Raw genomic sequence first — 20,525 nt, 5'->3', positions numbered from 1 at the left:
GAAAAACTCAAAAACAACAACCTTCAGATGGGGACTTCATTAAAATTCCATAAATAGAAAGGAAGTGTAGCGATGCCTTATACGGAACGAAGCAAGCTCTTGGCATTTCTATTGAACATCATTCCCGGTGTGGGACACTATTACTGGACCAGAAAAGCCAACGCGTTTGTATACACCATTTTGTTTTTCGGATGTCTGGCAGGAGGAATATTTTTTTCAGTGATAGCAAGTGACGGAGCGCCTTTTGTGGTGAGTTTGTTTATTGCTGCCCTTTTATGGGGGCTGAGTATGCTGCATATCATCATTAGCTTGTTGCGTTATGATCCTCGTGCAGTTGCTGTTCCATATCCTCCTCATGCAGGACCCAACCCATATGGTTTTTACTCGCAAAGCGGACCTTATGGACAGGCTGGTTTAACAGGAGAGGTACCGGAGGAGGCAACACACTCAGATACGGATGCGCCGGGAGCAGGAATGGGATATGGTCCGGGCTATAACTATTATCAACAAGGACACCATGGTATGGCAGGATCACCAGCTTTTCAAAAGGGATCGGACAATGAACGCTTTTTTACGATTTTGCTGTCGTTCATTCCTGGATTGGGACACCTTCATTTGGGGCTGATGCAGCGTGGTTTGTCTTTTCTGCTATCTTTCTTTGGCTTTGGAGCGATCCTCGTTTTTATTACCAGCATTACAAACGAATCCGGATTTTTGGCGTTTGCGGGCGTGTTACCGATCATTTGGCTGTATTGCATGTTTGATGCGGTGCAGCATGTACATCGCAAACAAGCGGGAGAAATGCTTCAGGACCGTACTTTGTTTGAGGAACTGGAATATGGAAGAGTCGAGGGACGGCGGAGTAAAATGCTGGCTACCATTTTATCGGTATTTCCCGGTGCTGGACATATGTATATCGGTATGCAAAAGCGTGGACTCCAGCTCATGCTTCTGTTTTTAGGAGGCATCTATGTACTGGACGTGCTGCATCTTTCACTTTTTTTGTTCCTGATTCCGGTGGTCTGGTTTTATAGCTTTTTTGATGCGTTGCAGCAAGTAAGCTGTTATGGACGGGAGCCGCTGATCGATAAGCCTGTGATCGGTATGTTTGCACAATATCACCGCTGGGTAGGCTTGGGGTTACTATTGCTAGGAGCCTATTACATCTTAATCAACGTATTAGTTCCTACTTTGGAACGTCTGTTTCCGAATGGAGAGATTTATAATTTGGTTGACATGTATCTACGAACGATTATCGTATCCTTATTGTTGATCGGCGGTGGTATTTGGATGATGATCGGGAATTCCAAATCTAAACGAGTAAAGGAGAAGCAATAGAATGGATACTGAATTTTCAAAGAGTGAGGCTCCCTTTAAGGGAGCCCATCATCCTCAGAGCGATGGAGGAGGCTCCACAGGTATATTGGGTACATCATCTAACAAAAATAATTCCTCTAAAGCGTCAAACGCTCCGGCAGGGGTGTGGAAAGTCGGAAGGCTGTCCATGGGACTTTTCCTCGTCCTGCTGGGGAGCATAACGTTTGCCTCCAAGTTTTGGGGAGCGGGCATACTGGACCAGGCTTTGACCTGGTGGCCTGTCGTTTTTGTTTTGCTAGGTTTGGAAATTTTAATGTATACTGCTTGGAAGGGGACGCGTGAGCGTATTCGTTATGATGTATTCAGTATGTTTATTACGGCGGTATTGGTTTTTTGCTGTATCGGATTTGCCTTGGTCAGTTCATTGGGGATCACTCCGCAAGTCAGAGAAATAATGAGTTCGGTTCAGGAAACAAGGGTTCTCCCAGACTGGCATGAAAAACTGCCTGCCGAAGTGAACAAAGTGATTGTACAGGGAGAAGATCCTTATGCGGTCAAAATTGACGCAACCAGCTCACCGGAAGTGCATGTGTTCGGAAGTTATGTATACACAGGCAAAGAGGACGAAATAAAGGGTCAAGATTTATATCAGACCAAGCAAATCGGCGATACCTTGTATGTATTACTGGGTCAAATTCCGACACGGTTTATGCAGACTCAACAGCAGCTTGATGTTACGATTGCTGTACCTGAGGGAATTACGGTTACTGTGCGCGATAGCCGAGGAAATATAATTGAAAAATAGGGAGATTTTCCGGCTCCAACTTTACATTTTGTATCATTCACGCGATACTTGAAAAGGAAGTCTGAGATGTCATCCATGTCGCTAACTAATGGTGCATTTGCTTATCAGGCGAAACTTGATGGTGTGCAGTCGAATAGCGATTGTGATCGGAAATGAGGGAGAAAAATGATTTCGTTGAATCCTGATACGCTTACAGGGCGTGAAAATTATAAGCTGTTGACCGGAAGTATTATTCCAAGGCCGGTAGCCTTTGTAACGACTTTGAGCAGCGAAGGGGTGCTGAATGGTGCGCCGTTCAGTTATTTTTCCATCGTTGCTTCCGAGCCGCCACTGCTGTCTGTATCCGTACAACGTGTCGATGGAGTATCCAAAGATACAACACGTAATGCGATGGAGCATAAAGCTTTTGTCGTACATATCACAGACGAGGACAATGTGGGAGCGGTGAATGTGACGGCTTCCCGTCTGTCTCCGCAGGAGAGTGAGGTTACACTGGCAGGCCTTACCCCGATAAAAAGTACAAAAATCGCAGTTCCCGGTGTGACAGAAGCGAAAATACGCATGGAATGTATTCTGGAACAGGTGATACCGCTAGGAGGCAAGGAGGACACACCTGCTTGTGATCTGTTAATCGGACGCGTAGTGCAGTATCATTTATCCGAGGAAGCGTACCAAAATACGTATGTGATTGCTAAGGAGTTGCGTCCAGTAAGTCGGTTGGCTGGGAACAATTATGCGAAGCTAGGAGAGCAATTCACGCTGGAGCGTCCCCAATAGGGGGCGCTTTTTTTACAGCACGCCTTAAATTACATCGGAAGGATTCTTATTCATCACATTTCCTTTATGAAGGCAATGTTTAATCTGAATGTTGATATTATTGTGGTGTTTCGAGAGCCAAGTGGAACTTTTTTAATAAAAAAGAGAACGTACCGTGCTTTTCGCTCAGGGCCCGTTCTCGATATTCAATAACCGCTTTTACTAATAATGATACACATCTTTGAGACTTATGAGTTTATTTACTTCAAAGTTTTCAGCAGCAGGGAGCGATACGTCGTTTCAAACAAAAATTCAAACGCCTCCAAATGCTTTTTAGCCTCAAATACATCACGGCCCCACGCATAAATGCCGTGGTTACGCAATAAAATTCCAGGCACCTGATCATTCAGTACACCAGACACCAGCCTGGCAATCGAGGCAATATCCGCGTAATTAGGCAGCACAGGAATATCAATCGCAGCATTTTCTTCCCAAATGTTAAAAGCCTTGATCAGCTCAATACCTTGGATAGGTACAGCGCTTTGCTCACCATAATATTCGGAAATCAGATTGTTAAACACGGTATGCACATGAAAAACTGCTCCACAGCCTGTCAGGCGGTAAATTTCGCAATGGATGAGCGTCTCTGCACTTGGCTTGAGGTTTGTGGCTTCTGCTGCTTTTCCGTATTGGTCTACGAACAGAAAATCCTCAGGAGTGCGTTTGGTCTTATCCTTGCCGCTGGCGGTAACTGCAAAATAAAATTGTTCGGGGTGAAAGTCACCGATTCGGATCGACAGATTACCGCTTGTGCCTGGGAACCAGTTGCGAGATGCGAATAGTTCTTTGACATCAGCGAGCTCTTCCAGTGCGCGGCGTTTTTCTTCCAATGAAATGTCTGCCAAGTTAAAACTCATTTACAGCACCCCTTGCTCCTGTTTTTGCTTTAAATCCTCGATAATGTCATCAAATGTTTCAAAGGGTACATGTGGTACGCCAAGTTCTTGACACTTTAAAGTCAGATGCGAACGGGAGTACACAAGATCGGCAATTTTAGCTCCTTCAAAATCGGTCAGACTGTCGCCGATCAAAATCCGTTCATATTGTTCGGGAGAGTATTGACGAATCACAGTCGTTTTACACATGCCGCAGTCATTTGTACACGGCTCCTCACATGGATGCGGCCACGTAATCTGGATGCGCTCCTCGGAAAAATCTGCTTTGTTGCAATAGACGTGGTCGTGTGGAATATCGAATGGTTTTAGCAATGGATCAATAAAAAAATCAATGCCGCCGCTGGTAACGAAAAATTCAATCTGCTGCTCCCGTACATAGTCCAAAAAGCGTGCAAAGCCCTCGCGTATACCAGCTTGTCCAAGTACATATGAGATAATTTCGCCCTTTTGCTCCGAAGGCATCAAGGCGAACATCGCACCTACGCCTTCACGAATGGATGTATGCCCATTTACGATCTGATGCATGATGGGCTCACAGCCTGCAGGCTGAAAATGCTTCATAATGGCGACAATATTATCGCTGTTCGTAATTGTCCCGTCAAAATCGCAAAAAATGACGGGCTTCTTTGCTGTGCTCATCGTTCACCTCCCCATATGTCAAGCGCAGATTGCAGCTCGGGGTGAGTACGGGCGTATTCTGCCAGCGGGACATTCTGCTGTACGGCTTCAATCGCCTGCACAAAGGCGCGCCCACCGGCTTCTGTACCTAGCGGATGGCCGTGAATCCCACCCCCGGCGTTGACAACAACGTCAGTACCAAAGTCACGTACAATTAACGGCACGAGGCCCGGGTGAATCCCTGCGGAAGGGACAGGCATGCTGGCCTTCAGCGGTAGATCAGGGGTGATCAGTTCATCGCGGATCGCCATGTTTTCCTCACGCGGCATCGTCACTGAGCCGTAGGGAGAAGGGAAGAGGACGAGGTCAGCGCCAGCCAGCCGCATAAGCTGACCAAGTAGAACGGACGCCGATATACCATAATGTGGCGACGGATAAGCAGCTCCCGCCAACGAAGGATGAGCAGCAATTGGCACCGAGACGGCGGGATCGCTGCTAAGTTCATGCAGCACATCGTAACCGTAGGCCAACACGTTAAACAGTAACGCGTTGGCACCCGCGTCGATGGCCTTGAGAGCTTGCGTCTTAAGCTGCGAGGTCGGCCCCGTTAAATTAGCCGCATACAGCAGCTTTTTACCGGTTTCGCGCTCAGCCGCTTCGGCAGCTTTGATGCAGGCTTCGACTCGTTTCTCAATTGGTGTCAGCGCATTTTCAAACAAGATCTCGTCATCCTTGATCAGATCGACACCGCCGAGAGCCTGCCGGGTAAACTGTTCACGAAGTTCGTCCAAATTGAGGCCAATCACAGATTTGAAAATGCTCATGAGCAGAGGGCGATCATGCACGCCGAGCTGCTCGCGCAAGCCGCTGATACCGAATTTCGGTCCGGGAAAAGCAGAGCGGAAGGCTTCCGAGAAACCCAGCTTCGTTAGTTTAATTCGGCCGACCATCGAAATTTTGCCGAAGACTGTGACCAGCAGTGCGGGAATATCCCGGCTGAAGTTGACATCCGGGTAAGCGATGGTCAGGTCGGCGTACCGTTCACCAGGACCTCCATCGTGAATATCCACAGAATGAACCGAGCCAAGATGCTTTTGCATCGCGTCCCGTTTGGCTTGCGGGAGCTCAGTCCAGCTGCCCACCGTCATGCCGATGGCAATAGATTGGGCCTTTTGGTTAAAATCGGCTTTGTCATCGTATACCCGGTAGGTCGCCAAGCAATAGCTCATTCAATTCCCTCCTTGAGTACAGCTCCCATCTCGCGGGATCGTTCAGCGCACCGCTGCACCGCCGCAATCACCGTTTCATAGAAGTCACCTTTGTCCAGCATTTCCAATGCAGCTACCGTAGAGCCATTAGGAGACATGATTTTGTGGCGAAGGGCAGAAGGCTCCTCTCCGGTTTGCTGTACCATGCGTGCCGCTCCAAGCGCGGTTTGCACCGTTAGTTCGTGCGCTTGCTCAGGGGTCAAGCCACCACGAATTCCCCCGGCAATCATGGCTTCCATCAGATAGTAGACATAGGCAGGGCCGCTTCCAGATATCCCGGTCAAAACATCCATTTTCTCTTCCTCTATAACCGTCACCGTACCTACAGATTCGAACATCGTAAGCACATTTTTACGCTGGTTTTCGCTGATCTCTTTGGAAAAGCTAATGCCTGTAGCTCCCAGCCCAATCGAGCTGGATGTATTGGGCATCGTCCGTGCGATCGGCTGCTTGCGACCCAGTAAGGTTTGCATCGTACGAATGGACAATCCAGCGATGACCGATATGATCAGCTGCTCATCAGACAGAAGTGGGCCGAGCTGTCCAAGTGCTTGTGCAGCATCCTTGGGCTTCATGGCAAGCACAAGGACTGGAGAACGACGCAGAAGCTCGGTTTTGGCGGCATCCTCGGTTTGGTACAAGACTCCATATTGCTTTTGGAGTTCCTCAAGACGAGCCTGATTACTGCGGTTGATAACGGTAATACCACTACGTTTAACGACAGAACGAGCCGTCATTCCACGAATAATAGCCTCTGCCATTGATCCTGCCCCGAAAAACGTAATTTGCTCGTTAATTAAAACTTTCGTTTGTGATTCACACATAGATTCATAACCTCCAAGGATACGGATTGATTTTTGTTATTATTCCCTGATTTGTCCAGTACCGTACACGCGATATTTGGTTGAAGTCAAGGCAGGCAATCCCATTGGACCACGGGCATGTAATTTTTGTGTGCTGATTCCGATCTCGGCACCAAACCCGAACTCAAAGCCATCCGTGAAGCGGGTAGAGGCATTGTGGTACACGGCTGCCGCGTCCACTTCTTGCAGAAAACGCTCGACATGGGCTTGGTCCTCGGTGACAATACACTCAGAATGCATCGTACCGTAACGGGCAATGTGCTCCAGTACTTCGTCCAAATTGTCCACGACCTTGACGTTCATAATGTAATCATTATACTCGGTGCCATAGTCCTCTTCTGTGGCAGGAACAGCCCAAGGAGCCAATTCTCGTGTGCGTGCGCAGCCGCGTAGCTCGACCCCCGCATCACGAAAGCGTTCTGCCAATCCTGTTAAGTGTGCTTTTGCATAATCCGAGTGTACGAGCAGTGTTTCCATCGAGTTACACACGGACGGTCTTTGCACCTTGGCATTCAGTGTAATCGCTTCGGCCATTGCTGCATCCGCTGTAGCGTCCAAAAAGGTATGGCACACACCTGCTCCGGTTTCGATGACAGGTACGGTAGCGTTCTGAACAACATTTTGAATGAGTGAACGCCCGCCACGTGGAATAATTACATCCAGCAAGCCGTTCAAGGTGAGCATTTCGTTGACCGAGGCACGGTCTGAATCTTCAATAAGTTGAAGTGCCTCGCGTGGCACAGCTGTTGCGTCTAATGCCTGCTGGAGTACTTCGATAATCTTGCGGTTGGAGAAGAGGGCGGCCGAACCACCGCGTAGCACAACCGGATTACCTGTTTTCAAGCACAGGCCCGCGGCATCCACGGTTACATTTGGACGCGCTTCATATATGATGCCGATGACACCCAGCGGCACACGTATCTTCTCAATTCGCAGACCGTTTGGACGTTCAATTTGCTCAAGGGTGTCGCCGACCGGGTCAGGTAGTGCCACAATTTGGCGTAATCCTTCGGCAATTGCCCCGATTCGGTCCTCGGTCAGCGTGAGGCGGTCGAGCAGCGATTCCGATGTTCCCAATTCCCGTCCATGTTTCAGGTCATTATGGTTTGCTGCAATCAGCTCTTCAGTATGGTTTACTAGAGCTTCAGCCATAGCAAGCAATGCTTCGTTTTTCTGTGCTGTAGTCAGGCGATTCATGACCCCGGCACTTTTTTTGGCAAGATTCGCTTTGGTTCGTACTTCGCTAAACTGATTCTCCTCGGTTGTAGCTGTGTTTGTCGTTAAATCACTCATGTTACGGCCTCCCTACATACATAATGTAATCCATTCATCCCTGTGAATCACCTCAAGCCGGTGAATGGGACCAATTTTGCCCACAACCTCACCGCTCGGTAATCCTTGTACCATTCGAAGCTGTTCATCGTCATAATTGACGATGCCGCGTCCTAACACTTTATTTTCCGGTCCGAGCACCTCAACGACATCTCCGGCATGAAAGCTGCCCTCGACACGTCGTACGCCAACCGGAAGTAGACTGTGTCCTCCGTGAACCAGCGCGTCCTCGGCCCCTTCGTCTACATGCACCGCGCCCAGAGGGGTGGACATAAATCCAAGCCATTGTTTTTTCATCGGAAGTGAAGAGAGGTGAGTGTCAAAATATGTTCCCGGTCCGTGTCCTTCAACGGCTGCGTCTAGATCGCCATTCGCGCTTACACGTCCCACATATACAGGCACACCGCCGCGTGTAGCGACTTTGGCAGCTTCGATCTTGGATCGCATGCCGCCAGTACCTACAGACGATCCAGAACCTCCAGCTAATGCATAAATCTCCTCTGTAATTTCTTCGATACGTTCAAAACGTACGGCATTCGGATGCTTGCGCGGATCTGCCGTATATACGCCATCGGTGTCCGTAATGATAATCAGATGCTGAGCTTTGACCAGATTGGCAACCAGCGCGGACAGCATATCGTTATCGCCGAATTTCAATTCGTCAATTGATACCGTGTCATTTTCGTTAAAGATCGGGATAACCTGCTGGCGCAGCAATTCTTCTACGGTCATTCCGGCATTGTTCATCCGTTTGCGGATCAAAAAGTCACTACGGGTAAGCAGAACCTGCGCGATCACTAGGTCAAAATCTTTAAAAGCCTGCTCATAGGCCTGCATGAGAAGAGCTTGGCCAACAGCCGCTGCCGCCTGCTTTTCATGTAGCAGCTTAGGGCGAAACGGGTACCCAATCTCTCTGAATCCGGCGGCTACTGCGCCTGATGTAACCAGCAGCACTTCATAACCTTTTGCACGAAGCAAGCTGATTTCCCGGGCAAAATAAGCGATGGCTTCCCGATTCAAGCCACCTTCCACTCCAGTTAGAGAGCTGCTACCGATTTTAATGACGATACGTGTTGACATGACGTCCACTTCCTTAATTTTACTCTTTTTAATGCAAAAAAACTTCCATCCTTTGTATGCAAAGGACGAAAGTTTGTGCTTCCGCGGTACCACCTTCATTGATGATTCATGATCATCCCACTTGAAACCTGTTAACGGCAGGGGCCGCCTGATTGCGCAGGGCGCTCGGGGATAGGAGTTGGGAGAGAGTCCAGGTAAATTCTTGCAGCCTATCGGAATTTACTCTCTGAACAGGACCGGGTCTCTCTTAATAGTCCCTTCAACGCGCTAAATGATATTGGATACAGAATACCACGAAAAGACCAGGTTTGGCAAAGAAGTTGTAGCTGGAAAATACGGATTAACCAAACAGGTTTAGCTTGCCAATTCGATCAGCCGCCTCGGTCAGTCGAGCTTCTGAGCTCAGCAGCCCCGCTCGCACATATCCTTCGCCGCCACTCCCGAAGCCGATCCCTGGAGCGACAGCCACCTTGGCTTCCCGCAACAACAGATCAGCAAAAGAAGTAGAAGTATAGCCCTGCGGCACAGGCAACCAACTGAAAAAGGAGCCGCTTGGGCGTGTCGCCTTCCAGCCGATTTGCCCAAGTGCATCATAAAAAGCGTTACGGCGCGATTCATAACGGGCAACCAGCTCGCTTACGCAGTTCTGCGAGGCCGTTAAGGCTGTCGCAGCCGCTGACTGAATGCCGCCAAACAAGCTTACATAAATATGATCCTGCAGCAGGTTAATCATCGAGATGATTTCGGCATTACCGAGCGCGAAACCAACACGCCAGCCCGCCATATTGTACGTTTTGGACAAGGTATAGAACTCAATCCCCACGTCTTTAGCACCCTTAGCCTGTAGGAAGCTTACCGGACGTTCGCCATCAAATCCAATAGCGCCATAGGCAAAATCACTGGCAACCACAATGCCGTTACGTTGCGCGAATTCAACCGTATCCTCGTAAAAGGAAAGTGGAGCAGTAGCCGAGGTAGGATTATTCGGATAGTTAAGGAACATTAGCTTAGCGCGGCGGCGGTCTTCCGCGGAAATGGCTTCATAGTCGGGCAGAAAACGATTCTCTTCCTTTAATGACAGAAAAGACATTTCCGCTTTAGCCAAGGCTACACCTGACCAGTAGTCCGGATAACCGGGATCAGGGACGAGACACATATCGCCGGGATTGAGTAAAACTTGCGGTAGCTGAACCAAGCCTGTTTTCCCGCCAAACAGGATGGCGACCTCGGTTTCAGGATTGAGCGTTACACCGTAATCCTCCTGATAGCGCTGGGCAACGGCTTCCTTGAGAAAGCTATAACCGCGAAATGGCGAATATTTATGATATAGCGGGTTATCTGCTGATTCCTGCAAAGCTTTTACAATATGAGAAGGAGTGGGGGTATCGGGGTTCCCCTGTCCGAGATTAATGACATCATGCCCCGCCGCGATTTCACGGTTTACATTTTGTACAAGTGTGGCAAAAAATTGAGTGGGTAACTGTTTCATGACGTCAGAGGAAGGAATAGAAAAATGAGTCATCCATGTACACGACCTTTTGGAATAGTTTAAGAAATAATCTATCACGATTTTACCGAGCTGTATAGGGGGAATTAAGCTTGCATGGTTGCGTAATCCAGACTGATCGGGCTATGATGGGAGAAAATACCGGACAATGGGTCACGAGAAGCTCCGGCTCACAAGGAGGATGAAGGATTTTGACGTATCAGGAAGCTCAGCCGTTCAGTGTTGCACTCATACAAGCTCACATAGAGATAGGAAATCCCCCGGAAAACCGCAGTCATATCCGAGCTTTAATGGAACAAGCGATGAAAGCCGAACTGAGGCCGGATCTGATTGTCCTGCCAGAAATGTGGAACACAGGCTATGCCTTGGAGCGCATTCATGAGCTGGCGGACAAGGAAGGAACGGAGACCCGGGCATGGATAGCAGCATTCGCTGCCACCCACCAAGTGAACGTAGTAGCTGGGTCGATCGCAGAGAAAAAAAGCGACGGTCATGTGTATAATACGATGCTTGTTTTTGACCGAACAGGCAGAGAGGTTGCTTCGTATTCCAAAATTCATCTATTCCGACTTATGGATGAAGAAAAATATTTGCAGCCTGGCGAAGAAAAGGTTTTATTCGCACTGGATGATGGGATTCAGGCAGGTGCGTCGATCTGCTATGATATCCGGTTTCCTGAACTAGCCCGCAGTTTGGCTCTGTCGGGCGCGAATTTGCTGATCGTACCCGCAGAATGGCCTCATCCTCGGCTGCATCACTGGCGCACCTTGCTGACCGCACGTGCTATAGAAAATCAAATGTATGTCATTGCTTGTAACCGGGTAGGTCGCAGCGGAGAAACTGATTTCTTCGGGCATTCACTTATTATTGATCCATGGGGAGAAATCATTGCTGAGGGCGGAGAGCAGGAGGAGATTCTCACAGGAACGATTGAGTCTGCCTTGGTGCAGGACGTGCGTGGTCGTATTCCGGTGTTTGAAGATCGGCGTCCCTCACTGTATGACCGATAATCAGTGTAGAAAGGAATACTCCATGCTTAAGGAACGCATTGAATTTTTGTGTAAAAAGAAAAACCTGTCCCGTAAAGAGCTGGTAGACGGGCTGGTGACACCTGCACATTTTGCGAATATACTGGCCGACCGTTACCCGTTAGCAGAGGATCTGGCTGAGCAAATTGCTGGGCGTTTAGGTGTAAACCCATCGTACCTCTTACGTGCAGCGGCAGAGGATGAGGAAACGCTGGCTACAGCGGATAAGATTTTTACAGAGCTGTCCAAGCTGGCTAATCCTGCCACGGAAGGCTATGTGGATCAGCTGGAGGATCGCAACGATTCACTGGTAGTGGAAATGACGACTTATTTGATGAAGGCCGTTTATTACCAGCAATTAAATGACCCAACGGCCTATGAATATTTACATCAAACCTATTTGAATTTTTATTTGGAGAAGTTTGGTCGTTCGGATGAGGTGGAGCTGCCCGCACCGCTAAAAAAAGCAATTTTATTTTATAAAATCCAGTATCTCCGCTCTAAAAATCATTATTATGATGTGCTGAATAACGTTACGCAGTTAATCCGATTGGTGGAAGAGGGGACGGAAAACTGGCTCAATGCGCAAAACATTATGATGGAGGCCTGCATTCAGGTTAAGCAATTTGATCAGGCGAAGCAGGTATTCGAGCAGACGATGCGAAGGGTGTATGATGATCGGCTTTTTCACCGTTTGACGGGCCTGTATGTAGCTTACAGCGGATATTGTTTTGCCATGGGTTCTGTACAGGAAGCACTGTTAACGCTGTCTATGGCTGAGGCCAATCTAGTCTATTTGGAAAATGCGGCAGATATGCTCACGACCATCCTGAACAACCGGATTATTATGCTGACATCGATTGGAGAGCTGGACAAGGCATTGGAGGAAGTAGGGCGTTTTGAAGCGCTGGTGAGTCGGGAGCGGGAGGAAATGCAGCAGATGATGCTGCCCGTTACGCTGATATATCGTTGTGAGATTGCGTTTGTGCGGAAAAATTGGGGCCTTCTCTCACAGCATTTGGATCAGCTTCGCCAAACCAATCTGACAACAGATCAGCAAATGGGGCTTGATTTTTATGAAAGCCAGCTTGCGCTTGCTCAGGGAAATCAGGACGCCTTTTGGATGCATGCCTTGCAATGCTTGCCTTATTTTGAAGCTCTTCAGCATCCAGCGCGGCTTGAACAGTTATATGAAACGCTGGCTGTGGTGTCCGAGGACAGTCGTCGTTATAAAGAATCATCTGCGTATTATCGTAAACTGGTCTATCTTTTAAGAAAAAAATAGTCAGAAATCATTCGCTTTTCACAAAACTATCGGATAGATTGTTCGAAAGAATACTCGGAAGTGTGCAAAATTTTGTGCGAACCGTGCCAAAGTTCAAAAATAAACCGACAAAATACAGGTTGCAGCTCCTGTTTTTCCGGTTTTTTTGTATGTGCCAAAACGTATTGTGATGTCAGGAACCGTCTTCTATACTGAATTCATAAGGTACGACAATACAAAATACGAGGTGCAATCACATGATGAACTTTTTCGGTAAAAAGAAAAAACAGCAGGATGCGATAGAACAAGCAGACCAACTGATGAATAAAGGCCTGTCAGGCTTATTTATGAAAGGTCTAGTACCCAAAGAGCATCGGGAACAGATCAACCAAAGCCTAAATTCGGCAAGACAAGCTCAAACAGCGGCTAACGGTGGTTTGGCGATGGCAGCGACTGCGGTTATTATTTCGGTAACAGATACCGGGAAGCTCGTGAATTTTGATCCGATCGTAGTGCTAGTGCTAGATGTGACAGAAATTAACGGCAATCGATACCAAAAAACGTTGGAAACGCTCGTATCCAAGCTGCAAATCCCGCGGCCTGGAGATACGGTGGGTCTGGGAAGCAACCCGAAAAATCCATCAGAGCTGATCTATATGGGTCTGGTGACAGCGTAAAATGAATGAGGTGTTTCACCCTATCTTGCTGACATATATTTTAAACAGATGATTGAAAAGGGGTTTTGAAGGATGAAAGGATTTTTGAGTATGATCGGGGTACTTCTAGTGTTTGGTGTAGGCTTCTCACCATTCTTGGCTAACTACTTATGGAATGATCCATTTTTGATTATGGATGCCCCATGGTTCAGGCCGTTAATTTATACAGGCTTTGCGCTTATATTTCTACCTGGTATTATAGGTGCGTTTTTCGGAGGGGGTAAAGTCAAGAAGGGTGCTCCTGGGGTAGGGATCATTACTAGTGTTCAGCAAACAGGGACTTATGTAAACAATCAGCCGCAGGTAAAACTTGGGTTGACCGTAACCAAACAGGGAGAAGACAAATATGATACTGCTTTGACAACGATTATTCCTTTAACTTCCATGGCTCAATTTCAGCCAGGCTCGATCATTCCACTCGTAATATCGGAGAAAGACAAAAAGAAAGTAGGACTTGACCTGAAAGGGCAGGTGTCGCAGATGGATTTGCAAGCGTTAATGAATGAGCAAATGGTCAAGCAGGGCGTATCGCCCGAGCTGATGGAAATTGCCAAAACCGGTGAGCAGGCATATGCAAAGGTGCTGGATGTTACACCCATGGGTGAAGCGGGATCCGATAAAATTAAGCTTCAATTTACGCTGAGTGTAACGAAAAGCAACGGCGATACCTTTAATGTAACCACGCAAAAGGATGTTTTTTCTTCCCAACTATCCAAGCTGCAGCAAGGAAGCATTATAAAGGTCATTTATTCACCTCAAGATCCTTCGAAATTGGTCTTTAAAACACAAGTGAGTGAAGCCGAGGTACAGCAAGCATTTGGTTCTTCTCGATCATAAAAAAGTTTTTTATGATACCTGTTTCAGATACAGCCTATAGGTGTATTATAATAGTATCCCGACACCAGGAGGTTGATAACGATGGATAACCAAAGTAGATCCGAACTGGCGAATAGGGATGGCCTGTCACGGCCGAGAGGCTTAAATAGACAGGTTGTCGGAAACAACTATGAAATGGGCTATGATCAGGACAAAAGTCCCCACATCTAGGGAGACCCTGATCACAACAAGGCGAGGACAGACACTTTGGGATCACACAGCACATTGGAACTGAGGTAGGACATTCTTGGATACCAAGACTAGAGACCTTAAGGAAAGAAGTGATGCGGGATGGATAAAGTGGAGTTTCCGAGCAAGCGTAGAGTAATCAGGCGAGGCTGACATGAATTTCAAATGAACATGAAATGTGGTTCGTTGAAGACAGATGGAAGCAACATCGCAACAGTGTAATCGAACCCGTGATCTAATTGCAGTATTGAAAGTATAGGGGCGAAGCCCCAGGACCGTCTTCCTCACTAGCTTGGGCTGGGGAGGAAGACGGTCCTTTTCACGTTCGAGGCTACTTTTGAGAAAGTTGCTCGACTGTTTCTCGGAAGGTATCAATAAAAGCTTCGGCAGCTTTAGACAAATAGCGTCCGTTCCGGTAAGCAATCGCTAGGGTGCGGCTGGGAGTAGGTTCGGCGAGTGGCAGCAATGCTGGAACAAACTCGCTACTGGCGGCCCGTGCGATAAAACGTGGGACGAGTGTCACGCCCATACCTGTCGCTACGAGCGATTGAAGGGTCTCCATATTAGTGCTTTCAAACACCACATTGGGTTCAAAGCCTGCTTGATGACATAGATCCATCGTCAGCTTGCGAAAGCCTTGCCCTTTTTTTAGGACGACAAAAGGCTCGTCTTTCAGTTCTTCCATATGCACTGGCTGCGGCTGGGTACCATTTTTACGCAGGGCTAGGGGATGACCCGGAGGAACAGCGAGATCAATCCATTCTTCACCGATGGGTACATAAGAAAGTGTAGGTTCTACTAAGGGAAGAGAGAGCAGGCTGAGATCTGTATCGCCACTTGCCGTTTTTTTCTCCAGATTCATGGATGAATCTTCGACTAACACGATTTCAATGTCTGGATGAGCCCTCTTGAATACAGGCAGCACATGCGGCAGCAAATGGGAGCCTGTGATAGGCATACTGCCAACGACGACCTTCCCTTTTCGCAGTTGAGAAATATCGTCCATTTCCTGCCGGAGCTGCTCGACTGCATCAACTATTTTTTTTGCCTTTTCTACAAAGCTTGCTCCTGCATGTGTTAATTCCACCGTGCTGGTGTTGCGTTGAAATAAAAGTACCCCAAGTTCTTTTTCTAGTTTGGACAATTGTTGGCTCAAAGAAGGCTGAGCAATATGCAGTTTTTCTGCTGCGCGTGAGAAGTTTTTTTCCGCTGCAATTTGCAGGGTGTACTGAAGCTGTCTGAATTCCATCGAATTTCATGCTCCTTATCTTATAAGCTTTTCCTATTACATCATAGACTGATTATACAATAATAAAATTAAATGCCCAGTCCTGACGAATCTCATGTGTCACAAGTTTTATATAGATGAAGCGTTTTGTCACAAATATCGTCTTTTAATATAGATAATGAATTCCTTTAACATTCTCCTGATAAAACATAATTAATCTTAGTTCTGGTTGTACAAAAAAGGTCTGGGAGGAAAATGAATGCTAAAAGGTTGGGGGCTACATACGAAAAAATCGGTGGCTGCACTCGTAGCGACGATGATGCTAGCAGTAAGCGGTGGGACGGCGATGGCAGTCGAAAAGGACACGTCGATTAAAAACGTAATTATTTTGATTCCAGACGGTATGGCTAATGACGCCACTGCACTGGCTAGATGGTACAAAGGATCCTCCTTAACGTTAGACAGCATGGCAAGCGGCATGGTGCGTACGCATTCTGCGGATGCTCCAATTGCCGATTCTGCTCCAGCGGGTACTGCTTTTGCCACAGGACATAAATCTCATACTGGGTATGTGGGTGTCCTTCCTGATGAGGCGACAATGCCTGGACAACAACCCATTGCAGGGGGTGACGCCAAAAAGCCTGTAGCTTCCATTCTTGAGGCTTCCAAGCTGGCAGGAAAATCGACCGGAATTATTGCGACTTCCGAGATTATGCATGCGACACCAGCTGATTTTACCGCACATTATCCTGATCGTAAAAATTATGATGCACTCAGCATGCAGCAAGCCTACAACGGGGTTGACGTAGTGTTAGGTGGAGGCGGCAAGTTTTTGGAGGCAGCAGGGCGTAAAGATGGCCAAGATTTGGTAGCCCAAATTAAAGACCAGGGTTATGACTTTGTCACGACACCTGAAGGGTTGAAAAAATCGACCTCCAGCAAGCTCTGGGGCAGCTTTTCTCCCGAAGCCCTTGCGTATAACCTGGATCGCGATGCATCCAAGGAACCTAGTCTGGCGGAAATGACATCGAAAGCCATTGATGTGTTGTCCAAAAACGATAAAGGCTTCTTCTTAATGGTAGAAGGCAGTAAAGTGGATTGGGCCGCCCATGCAAATGATCCAACCGGAATTATTAGTGACGTGCTTTCATTTGACGATGCGGTGAAAGTGGCTGTGGATTACGCCAAACAAAACCAAAATACTGTCGTCGTAGCAGTGACAGACCACGGAAACGGTGGATTGACGATTGGTAGCAGCGATACAACTAGCAATTATGACAAAACGCCTTTAGCTTCTTTTATAGACCCGCTGAAAAAAGCGAAGCTGACGGGTGAAGGCTTGGAAGCCAAGCTGAATGCAGATCGCAGCAATATTAAAGAGGTGCTTTCCACGTATTTTGGCATCACCGATTTGACAGACGAAGAAGTGAAAACCATTAAAGATGCCAAAGAAGGCAGCATGAACTATGCTGTCGGACCGATCATTAGCAAACGTGCGAATATTGGCTGGACTACAGGCGGACATACAGGAGGCGATGTCGTGTTGTACACGTACGCGCCGAACGGAGACCGTCCATCCGGTGTAATCGACAATACGGATGTAAATAAGTATATGACACGTGTACTTGGACTGGACTTGGATACAGTCAGCAAGCAGCTTTTTGTTCCTGCAAAAGCCGCTTTTGAAGCTAAAGGAGCCAAGTTTACTGCGGATACGAAAGTCATTACAGTGACCAAAGGCAGTAACAAGCTGGAGCTTCCGGTATACAAAAATATTGCTATGCTGAATGGTAAAAATACCACGCTCAACGGTGTAGTTGTATTTAACGGTGTTGATTATTTTGTACCCCAGCAGGCAATTGATTTGATTCAGTAATATGCAGAACCATTCGACAAGGGCTGTTTCTTCCATTAGAGGAAGAGACAGCTTTTTTGTGTGTTGAGCTAAATGTGTATTTTTTGAGGCGGAAGTTGAAGAAGGTTTTTATAAAATGGGATTTTTTGTGAAACTAGTCACGTTACATCTTCTTCGATATTGCTAGAATATACATGTACGGTACAAGCCGCCGATGATGTGAAGTCCGGATGGACGAGGGAAGAAGGGATGAGTCACGGACGAATTATTACTGCGTCTGGCTGACGGCAAGGAATGGACGCATACGGAAATGATGGAGTTGCTGACACGTTTGGACGATGAGCCGACGCTGCGGGCTCAACTGAGGCACCTGGCAGCTCGCACCAAATTGGAGCGCTATGGCAAAGGTGTTTTTTTACGGGGATTAATTGAATTCTCCAGTATATGTCGTCAGGACTGCATGTACTGTGGGCTACGTGCTTCGAATAAACAGGCAGATCGTTACCGTTTGCAGCCGGAAGAAATTCTGGTCTGTTGTGCGGAGGGCTATGAACTCGGCTATCGGACCTTTGTGCTGCAAAGTGGGGAAGATTACTGGTTTACAGCAGCCCGGCTGACGAAATTGATTCGAGAAATTAAAAGCCGTTTCGCGGATGTGGCAGTCACACTGTCCATCGGTGAACGAGATGATGAAACTTATGAGCAATTATACGAGGCGGGCGCGGACCGTTTTTTGCTGCGGCATGAGACAGCTTCCCCCCTTTTGTACGCCAAGCTGCATCCGACGATGACGATGGAAAGCAGGCGCAGCCGTCTGCTGGCTTTGCAACGAATCGGCTTTCAGATCGGGGCCGGATGTATGGTGGGGTTACCAGGACAAACAAATAGTGAATTAGCAGACGATTTGGTCTATCTGCATAGCCTGTCACCAGATATGATCGGGATTGGTCCTTTTTTACCGCATAGCAACACGCCGCTTCGGAATGCCAGTCAGGGGAGCATGGAAAAAGCTCTCGATATTATTTCGTTATCCCGACTGGTTGTTCCAGATGCACTTATTCCGGCGTCCACGGCAATGGGAACGATTCATCCCCAAGGCAGGGAGAAGGCGCTTCAGGCAGGGGCAAATGTGGTGATGCCCAATTTGTCGCCACTGGCGGTGAGGCCTAAGTATGCGATTTATGAGAATAAAATATGTTTGGGAGATGAGTCTGCCCAATGTCGTCATTGCCTGGAACTGCGGATTCGTGGAGCGGGATTTGAAGTCGATATGGGGCGCGGTGATAGTTTGAGGGTGCAACGACAACTTATGAGACAGGAAACTTTGTGAGGCTATGACGGAAACATTGCAGTAACCATGAATAAGGAGATGGGTATACGTGAGTGGAGTACGGGAGAAAGTGTCGGCGGATTTTATTAATGAAGCAGAGATTATGGCAGCAGTGGAGCAGGGGAAACAAGAGGCAACAGATCGACACCGTATTTTAGAAATTTTAGAAAAGGGGAGAGCCTGCCGGGGACTGAGTGCGAGTGAAGCGGCGGCTCTTTTGCATGTGGATGATCCTGAATTATTGGAAGAGATGTTCAAATCTTCGAGGGCAGTCAAAGAGCAAATTTATGGCAACCGGATTGTGTTGTTCGCCCCTTTATATGTAAGCAACCACTGCGTGAATAACTGCGAATATTGTGGTTATAAACATACCAATGACAGCTTTACTCGTAGCCGTCTGACACCGGAGGAATTGGTGGAGGAGGTTAGAGTGCTTCAAGAACTGGGACACAAGCGACTCGTGCTGGAAGCGGGAGAAGACCCAGTTCATTGTCCCATTGACTATATCGTCGATTGTCTGCGCCAGATCTATGAGGTCAAGGTGGATAACGGCAGCATTCGGCGGATCAATGTGAATATTGCATCCACAACCGAAGAGGACTATCGGAAGCTGGCAGAGGTGGGCATTGGAACGTATATTTTATTTCAGGAAACGTATCATCGGGAAAGCTATCGTAAATTCCACCTACAGGGACCAAAGCGGGACTTTGATTGGCATACTACCGCCATGGACAGAGCCATGCGTGCGGGTATAGATGATGTGGGGATCGGTGTGTTGTACGGCTTGTATGATTTCCGCTATGAGACCGTAGCGATGCTGAAACATGCCGAGCACTTGGAAGAAGCCTTTGGCTGTGGCCCTCATACGGTTTCAGTTCCACGATTGCGTCCGGCTGAAAATGTAGATCTGGAGCGATATCCGTACCTGGTCAACGATGAGGATTTTATGAAAATTGTATCCGTTCTTCGACTGGCTGTCCCTTATGCTGGTATGATCCTGTCCACGCGCGAGGAGCCGGAATATAGGGACCGCGTCATTGGTCTAGGCGTGTCGCAGATTAGTGCAGGTTCAGCTACAGGCGTAGGGGCATATGCAAAACAGGAAACTGATGATAAGCCTCAATTTGAGGTAGGGGATCATCGCTCACCATCGGAAATTATTAAAAGTCTGTGCCGTGGCGGATATATGCCGAGCTACTGCACAGCTTGCTACCGCGAGGGGCGAACTGGAGATCGTTTCATGGAGCTTGCCAAATCAGGACAAATTCATAATGTGTGCCAGCCGAATTCACTGCTGACCTTCCAAGAATATCTGCTTGATTATGGGGACGAGGAGGCGCGTGAACTGGGGGCTGCCGCTCTGCGAGAGAATCTGGAGCGTATACCACGTGAATCGACGCGCCGTTTGACACTTGACAGACTGGAACGACTGGAAGCAGGCGAGCGTGATTTGTATTTTTAGCAATTTATATTATTCGTAGTATCATTTTACGCAATGAAAATTCTCATGATTTATAATAGAACTTGAAAATAAAAA

General features: G+C 47.7%; 19 protein-coding genes. 11 read left to right on the top strand and 8 right to left on the bottom strand.

All coding sequences use genetic code 11. The annotated features are described in order from the left end of the window. Positions 1-72 precede the first annotated feature (72 nt). The 3 genes from MKY98_RS14835 to MKY98_RS14825 all read left to right on the top strand — a co-directional run bounded on the left by MKY98_RS14835 (position 73) and on the right by MKY98_RS14825 (position 2,899). Complete coding sequence (locus MKY98_RS14835; RefSeq protein ID WP_069011513.1) at positions 73-1,338, top strand: multi-tm2 domain protein; 1,266 nt, start codon at positions 73-75, stop codon at positions 1,336-1,338. A 1-nt stretch (position 1,339) separates the two neighbouring features. Then, positions 1,340-2,122 (top strand): hypothetical protein, encoded by a 783-nt coding sequence (locus MKY98_RS14830; RefSeq protein WP_069011514.1) that lies wholly within the window; start codon positions 1,340-1,342, stop codon positions 2,120-2,122. Between the two features lie 165 nt (positions 2,123-2,287). Then, positions 2,288-2,899 (top strand): flavin reductase family protein, encoded by a 612-nt coding sequence (locus MKY98_RS14825; protein WP_069011515.1) that lies wholly within the window; start codon positions 2,288-2,290, stop codon positions 2,897-2,899. 239 nt (positions 2,900-3,138) lie between these two features. On the opposite strand, the gene MKY98_RS14820 is transcribed toward MKY98_RS14825, so the two are convergent. The 7 genes from MKY98_RS14820 to MKY98_RS14790 all read right to left on the bottom strand — a co-directional run bounded on the left by MKY98_RS14820 (position 3,139) and on the right by MKY98_RS14790 (position 10,517). Then, positions 3,139-3,795, bottom strand: a complete 657-nt coding sequence (locus MKY98_RS14820) for a methylthioribulose 1-phosphate dehydratase (protein ID WP_029517383.1) — start codon at positions 3,793-3,795, stop codon at positions 3,139-3,141. Further along, positions 3,796-4,473, bottom strand: a complete 678-nt coding sequence (locus tag MKY98_RS14815; RefSeq protein WP_029517384.1) for a 2-hydroxy-3-keto-5-methylthiopentenyl-1-phosphate phosphatase — start codon at positions 4,471-4,473, stop codon at positions 3,796-3,798. Continuing rightward, positions 4,470-5,681, bottom strand: coding sequence for a 2,3-diketo-5-methylthiopentyl-1-phosphate enolase (locus tag MKY98_RS14810; RefSeq protein WP_069011516.1), 1,212 nt, complete (start codon positions 5,679-5,681; stop codon positions 4,470-4,472). Before MKY98_RS14810 ends, MKY98_RS14815 begins: the two co-directional genes overlap by 4 nt. After that, entirely contained in the window at positions 5,678-6,544 is an 867-nt protein-coding gene (gene proC / locus MKY98_RS14805) for a pyrroline-5-carboxylate reductase (protein ID WP_069011517.1), read from the bottom strand. The genes MKY98_RS14810 and proC overlap by 4 nt, the downstream gene beginning before the upstream one ends. Before the next feature lie 39 nt (positions 6,545-6,583). Further along, on the bottom strand, positions 6,584-7,876 hold the full coding sequence (locus MKY98_RS14800) for a glutamate-5-semialdehyde dehydrogenase (RefSeq protein WP_039271142.1): 1,293 nt from the start codon (positions 7,874-7,876) through the stop codon (positions 6,584-6,586). 12 nt (positions 7,877-7,888) lie between these two features. Then, positions 7,889-9,094: a glutamate 5-kinase gene (gene proB / locus MKY98_RS14795; protein ID WP_069011518.1), complete on the bottom strand. Its 1,206-nt coding sequence runs from the start codon at positions 9,092-9,094 to the stop codon at positions 7,889-7,891. Between the two features lie 241 nt (positions 9,095-9,335). Beyond that, entirely contained in the window at positions 9,336-10,517 is a 1,182-nt protein-coding gene (locus MKY98_RS14790) for a pyridoxal phosphate-dependent aminotransferase (RefSeq protein ID WP_029517389.1), read from the bottom strand. 176 nt (positions 10,518-10,693) lie between these two features. Between MKY98_RS14790 and MKY98_RS14785 the strand changes: the two genes are divergently transcribed. The 5 genes from MKY98_RS14785 (at position 10,694) to MKY98_RS14765 (ending at position 14,557) form a co-directional block, all read left to right on the top strand. Continuing rightward, entirely contained in the window at positions 10,694-11,512 is an 819-nt protein-coding gene (locus MKY98_RS14785; RefSeq protein ID WP_069011519.1) for a carbon-nitrogen family hydrolase, read from the top strand. A gap of 22 nt (positions 11,513-11,534) precedes the next feature. After that, complete coding sequence (locus MKY98_RS14780) at positions 11,535-12,815, top strand: helix-turn-helix domain-containing protein (protein WP_029517391.1); 1,281 nt, start codon at positions 11,535-11,537, stop codon at positions 12,813-12,815. A 236-nt stretch (positions 12,816-13,051) separates the two neighbouring features. Then, positions 13,052-13,471 carry a hypothetical protein gene (locus MKY98_RS14775; RefSeq protein ID WP_029517392.1) on the top strand — a complete coding sequence of 140 codons (420 nt, stop codon included), beginning with the start codon at positions 13,052-13,054 and terminating at the stop codon, positions 13,469-13,471. A 72-nt stretch (positions 13,472-13,543) separates the two neighbouring features. Continuing rightward, complete coding sequence (locus tag MKY98_RS14770; RefSeq protein WP_069011520.1) at positions 13,544-14,347, top strand: DUF3592 domain-containing protein; 804 nt, start codon at positions 13,544-13,546, stop codon at positions 14,345-14,347. 81 nt (positions 14,348-14,428) lie between these two features. Continuing rightward, complete coding sequence (locus MKY98_RS14765; protein WP_256026074.1) at positions 14,429-14,557, top strand: hypothetical protein; 129 nt, start codon at positions 14,429-14,431, stop codon at positions 14,555-14,557. Between the two features lie 349 nt (positions 14,558-14,906). On the opposite strand, the gene MKY98_RS14760 is transcribed toward MKY98_RS14765, so the two are convergent. Continuing rightward, the gene (locus MKY98_RS14760) at positions 14,907-15,824 is read right to left on the bottom strand and encodes a LysR family transcriptional regulator (protein ID WP_069011521.1); all 918 of its coding nucleotides are present in this window, start codon (positions 15,822-15,824) and stop codon (positions 14,907-14,909) included. 238 nt (positions 15,825-16,062) lie between these two features. On the opposite strand from MKY98_RS14760, the gene MKY98_RS14755 reads away from it, so the two are divergent. From MKY98_RS14755 to hydG, 3 genes are all read left to right on the top strand, one after another. Further along, the gene (locus tag MKY98_RS14755) at positions 16,063-17,679 is read left to right on the top strand and encodes an alkaline phosphatase (protein ID WP_069011522.1); all 1,617 of its coding nucleotides are present in this window, start codon (positions 16,063-16,065) and stop codon (positions 17,677-17,679) included. 256 nt (positions 17,680-17,935) lie between these two features. After that, the gene (hydE, locus tag MKY98_RS14750) at positions 17,936-18,988 is read left to right on the top strand and encodes a [FeFe] hydrogenase H-cluster radical SAM maturase HydE (RefSeq protein WP_256026076.1); all 1,053 of its coding nucleotides are present in this window, start codon (positions 17,936-17,938) and stop codon (positions 18,986-18,988) included. 49 nt (positions 18,989-19,037) lie between these two features. Next, positions 19,038-20,450, top strand: coding sequence for a [FeFe] hydrogenase H-cluster radical SAM maturase HydG (gene hydG / locus MKY98_RS14745; protein ID WP_013310651.1), 1,413 nt, complete (start codon positions 19,038-19,040; stop codon positions 20,448-20,450). The last annotated feature ends 75 nt before the right edge of the window (positions 20,451-20,525 follow it).

The sequence above is a fragment of the Paenibacillus sp. FSL M8-0228 genome (assembly GCF_038007385.1).
In the GTDB taxonomy this organism is placed as follows: Bacteria; Bacillota; Bacilli; order Paenibacillales; family Paenibacillaceae; genus Paenibacillus; species Paenibacillus polymyxa_D.
The sequence above is the reverse complement of the archived record's forward strand: the minus strand, read 5'-3'. Positions and strand labels throughout refer to the sequence as shown.

Coding starts and splice junctions, on each gene's coding strand:
- MKY98_RS14800 (WP_039271142.1), bottom strand. CDS start 7,876: ATGAGTGATTTAACGACAAACACAGCTACAACCGAGGAGAATCAGTTT.
- proC (WP_069011517.1), bottom strand. CDS start 6,544: ATGTGTGAATCACAAACGAAAGTTTTAATTAACGAGCAAATTACGTTT.
- MKY98_RS14810 (WP_069011516.1), bottom strand. CDS start 5,681: ATGAGCTATTGCTTGGCGACCTACCGGGTATACGATGACAAAGCCGAT.
- MKY98_RS14755 (WP_069011522.1), top strand. CDS start 16,063: ATGCTAAAAGGTTGGGGGCTACATACGAAAAAATCGGTGGCTGCACTC.
- MKY98_RS14765 (WP_256026074.1), top strand. CDS start 14,429: ATGGATAACCAAAGTAGATCCGAACTGGCGAATAGGGATGGCCTGTCA.
- MKY98_RS14760 (WP_069011521.1), bottom strand. CDS start 15,824: ATGGAATTCAGACAGCTTCAGTACACCCTGCAAATTGCAGCGGAAAAA.
- MKY98_RS14820 (WP_029517383.1), bottom strand. CDS start 3,795: ATGAGTTTTAACTTGGCAGACATTTCATTGGAAGAAAAACGCCGCGCA.
- proB (WP_069011518.1), bottom strand. CDS start 9,094: ATGAAGGTGGTACCGCGGAAGCACAAACTTTCGTCCTTTGCATACAAA.
- MKY98_RS14770 (WP_069011520.1), top strand. CDS start 13,544: ATGAAAGGATTTTTGAGTATGATCGGGGTACTTCTAGTGTTTGGTGTA.
- MKY98_RS14815 (WP_029517384.1), bottom strand. CDS start 4,473: ATGAGCACAGCAAAGAAGCCCGTCATTTTTTGCGATTTTGACGGGACA.
- MKY98_RS14825 (WP_069011515.1), top strand. CDS start 2,288: ATGATTTCGTTGAATCCTGATACGCTTACAGGGCGTGAAAATTATAAG.
- MKY98_RS14775 (WP_029517392.1), top strand. CDS start 13,052: ATGATGAACTTTTTCGGTAAAAAGAAAAAACAGCAGGATGCGATAGAA.
- MKY98_RS14780 (WP_029517391.1), top strand. CDS start 11,535: ATGCTTAAGGAACGCATTGAATTTTTGTGTAAAAAGAAAAACCTGTCC.
- MKY98_RS14790 (WP_029517389.1), bottom strand. CDS start 10,517: ATGACTCATTTTTCTATTCCTTCCTCTGACGTCATGAAACAGTTACCC.
- MKY98_RS14835 (WP_069011513.1), top strand. CDS start 73: ATGCCTTATACGGAACGAAGCAAGCTCTTGGCATTTCTATTGAACATC.
- MKY98_RS14830 (WP_069011514.1), top strand. CDS start 1,340: ATGGATACTGAATTTTCAAAGAGTGAGGCTCCCTTTAAGGGAGCCCAT.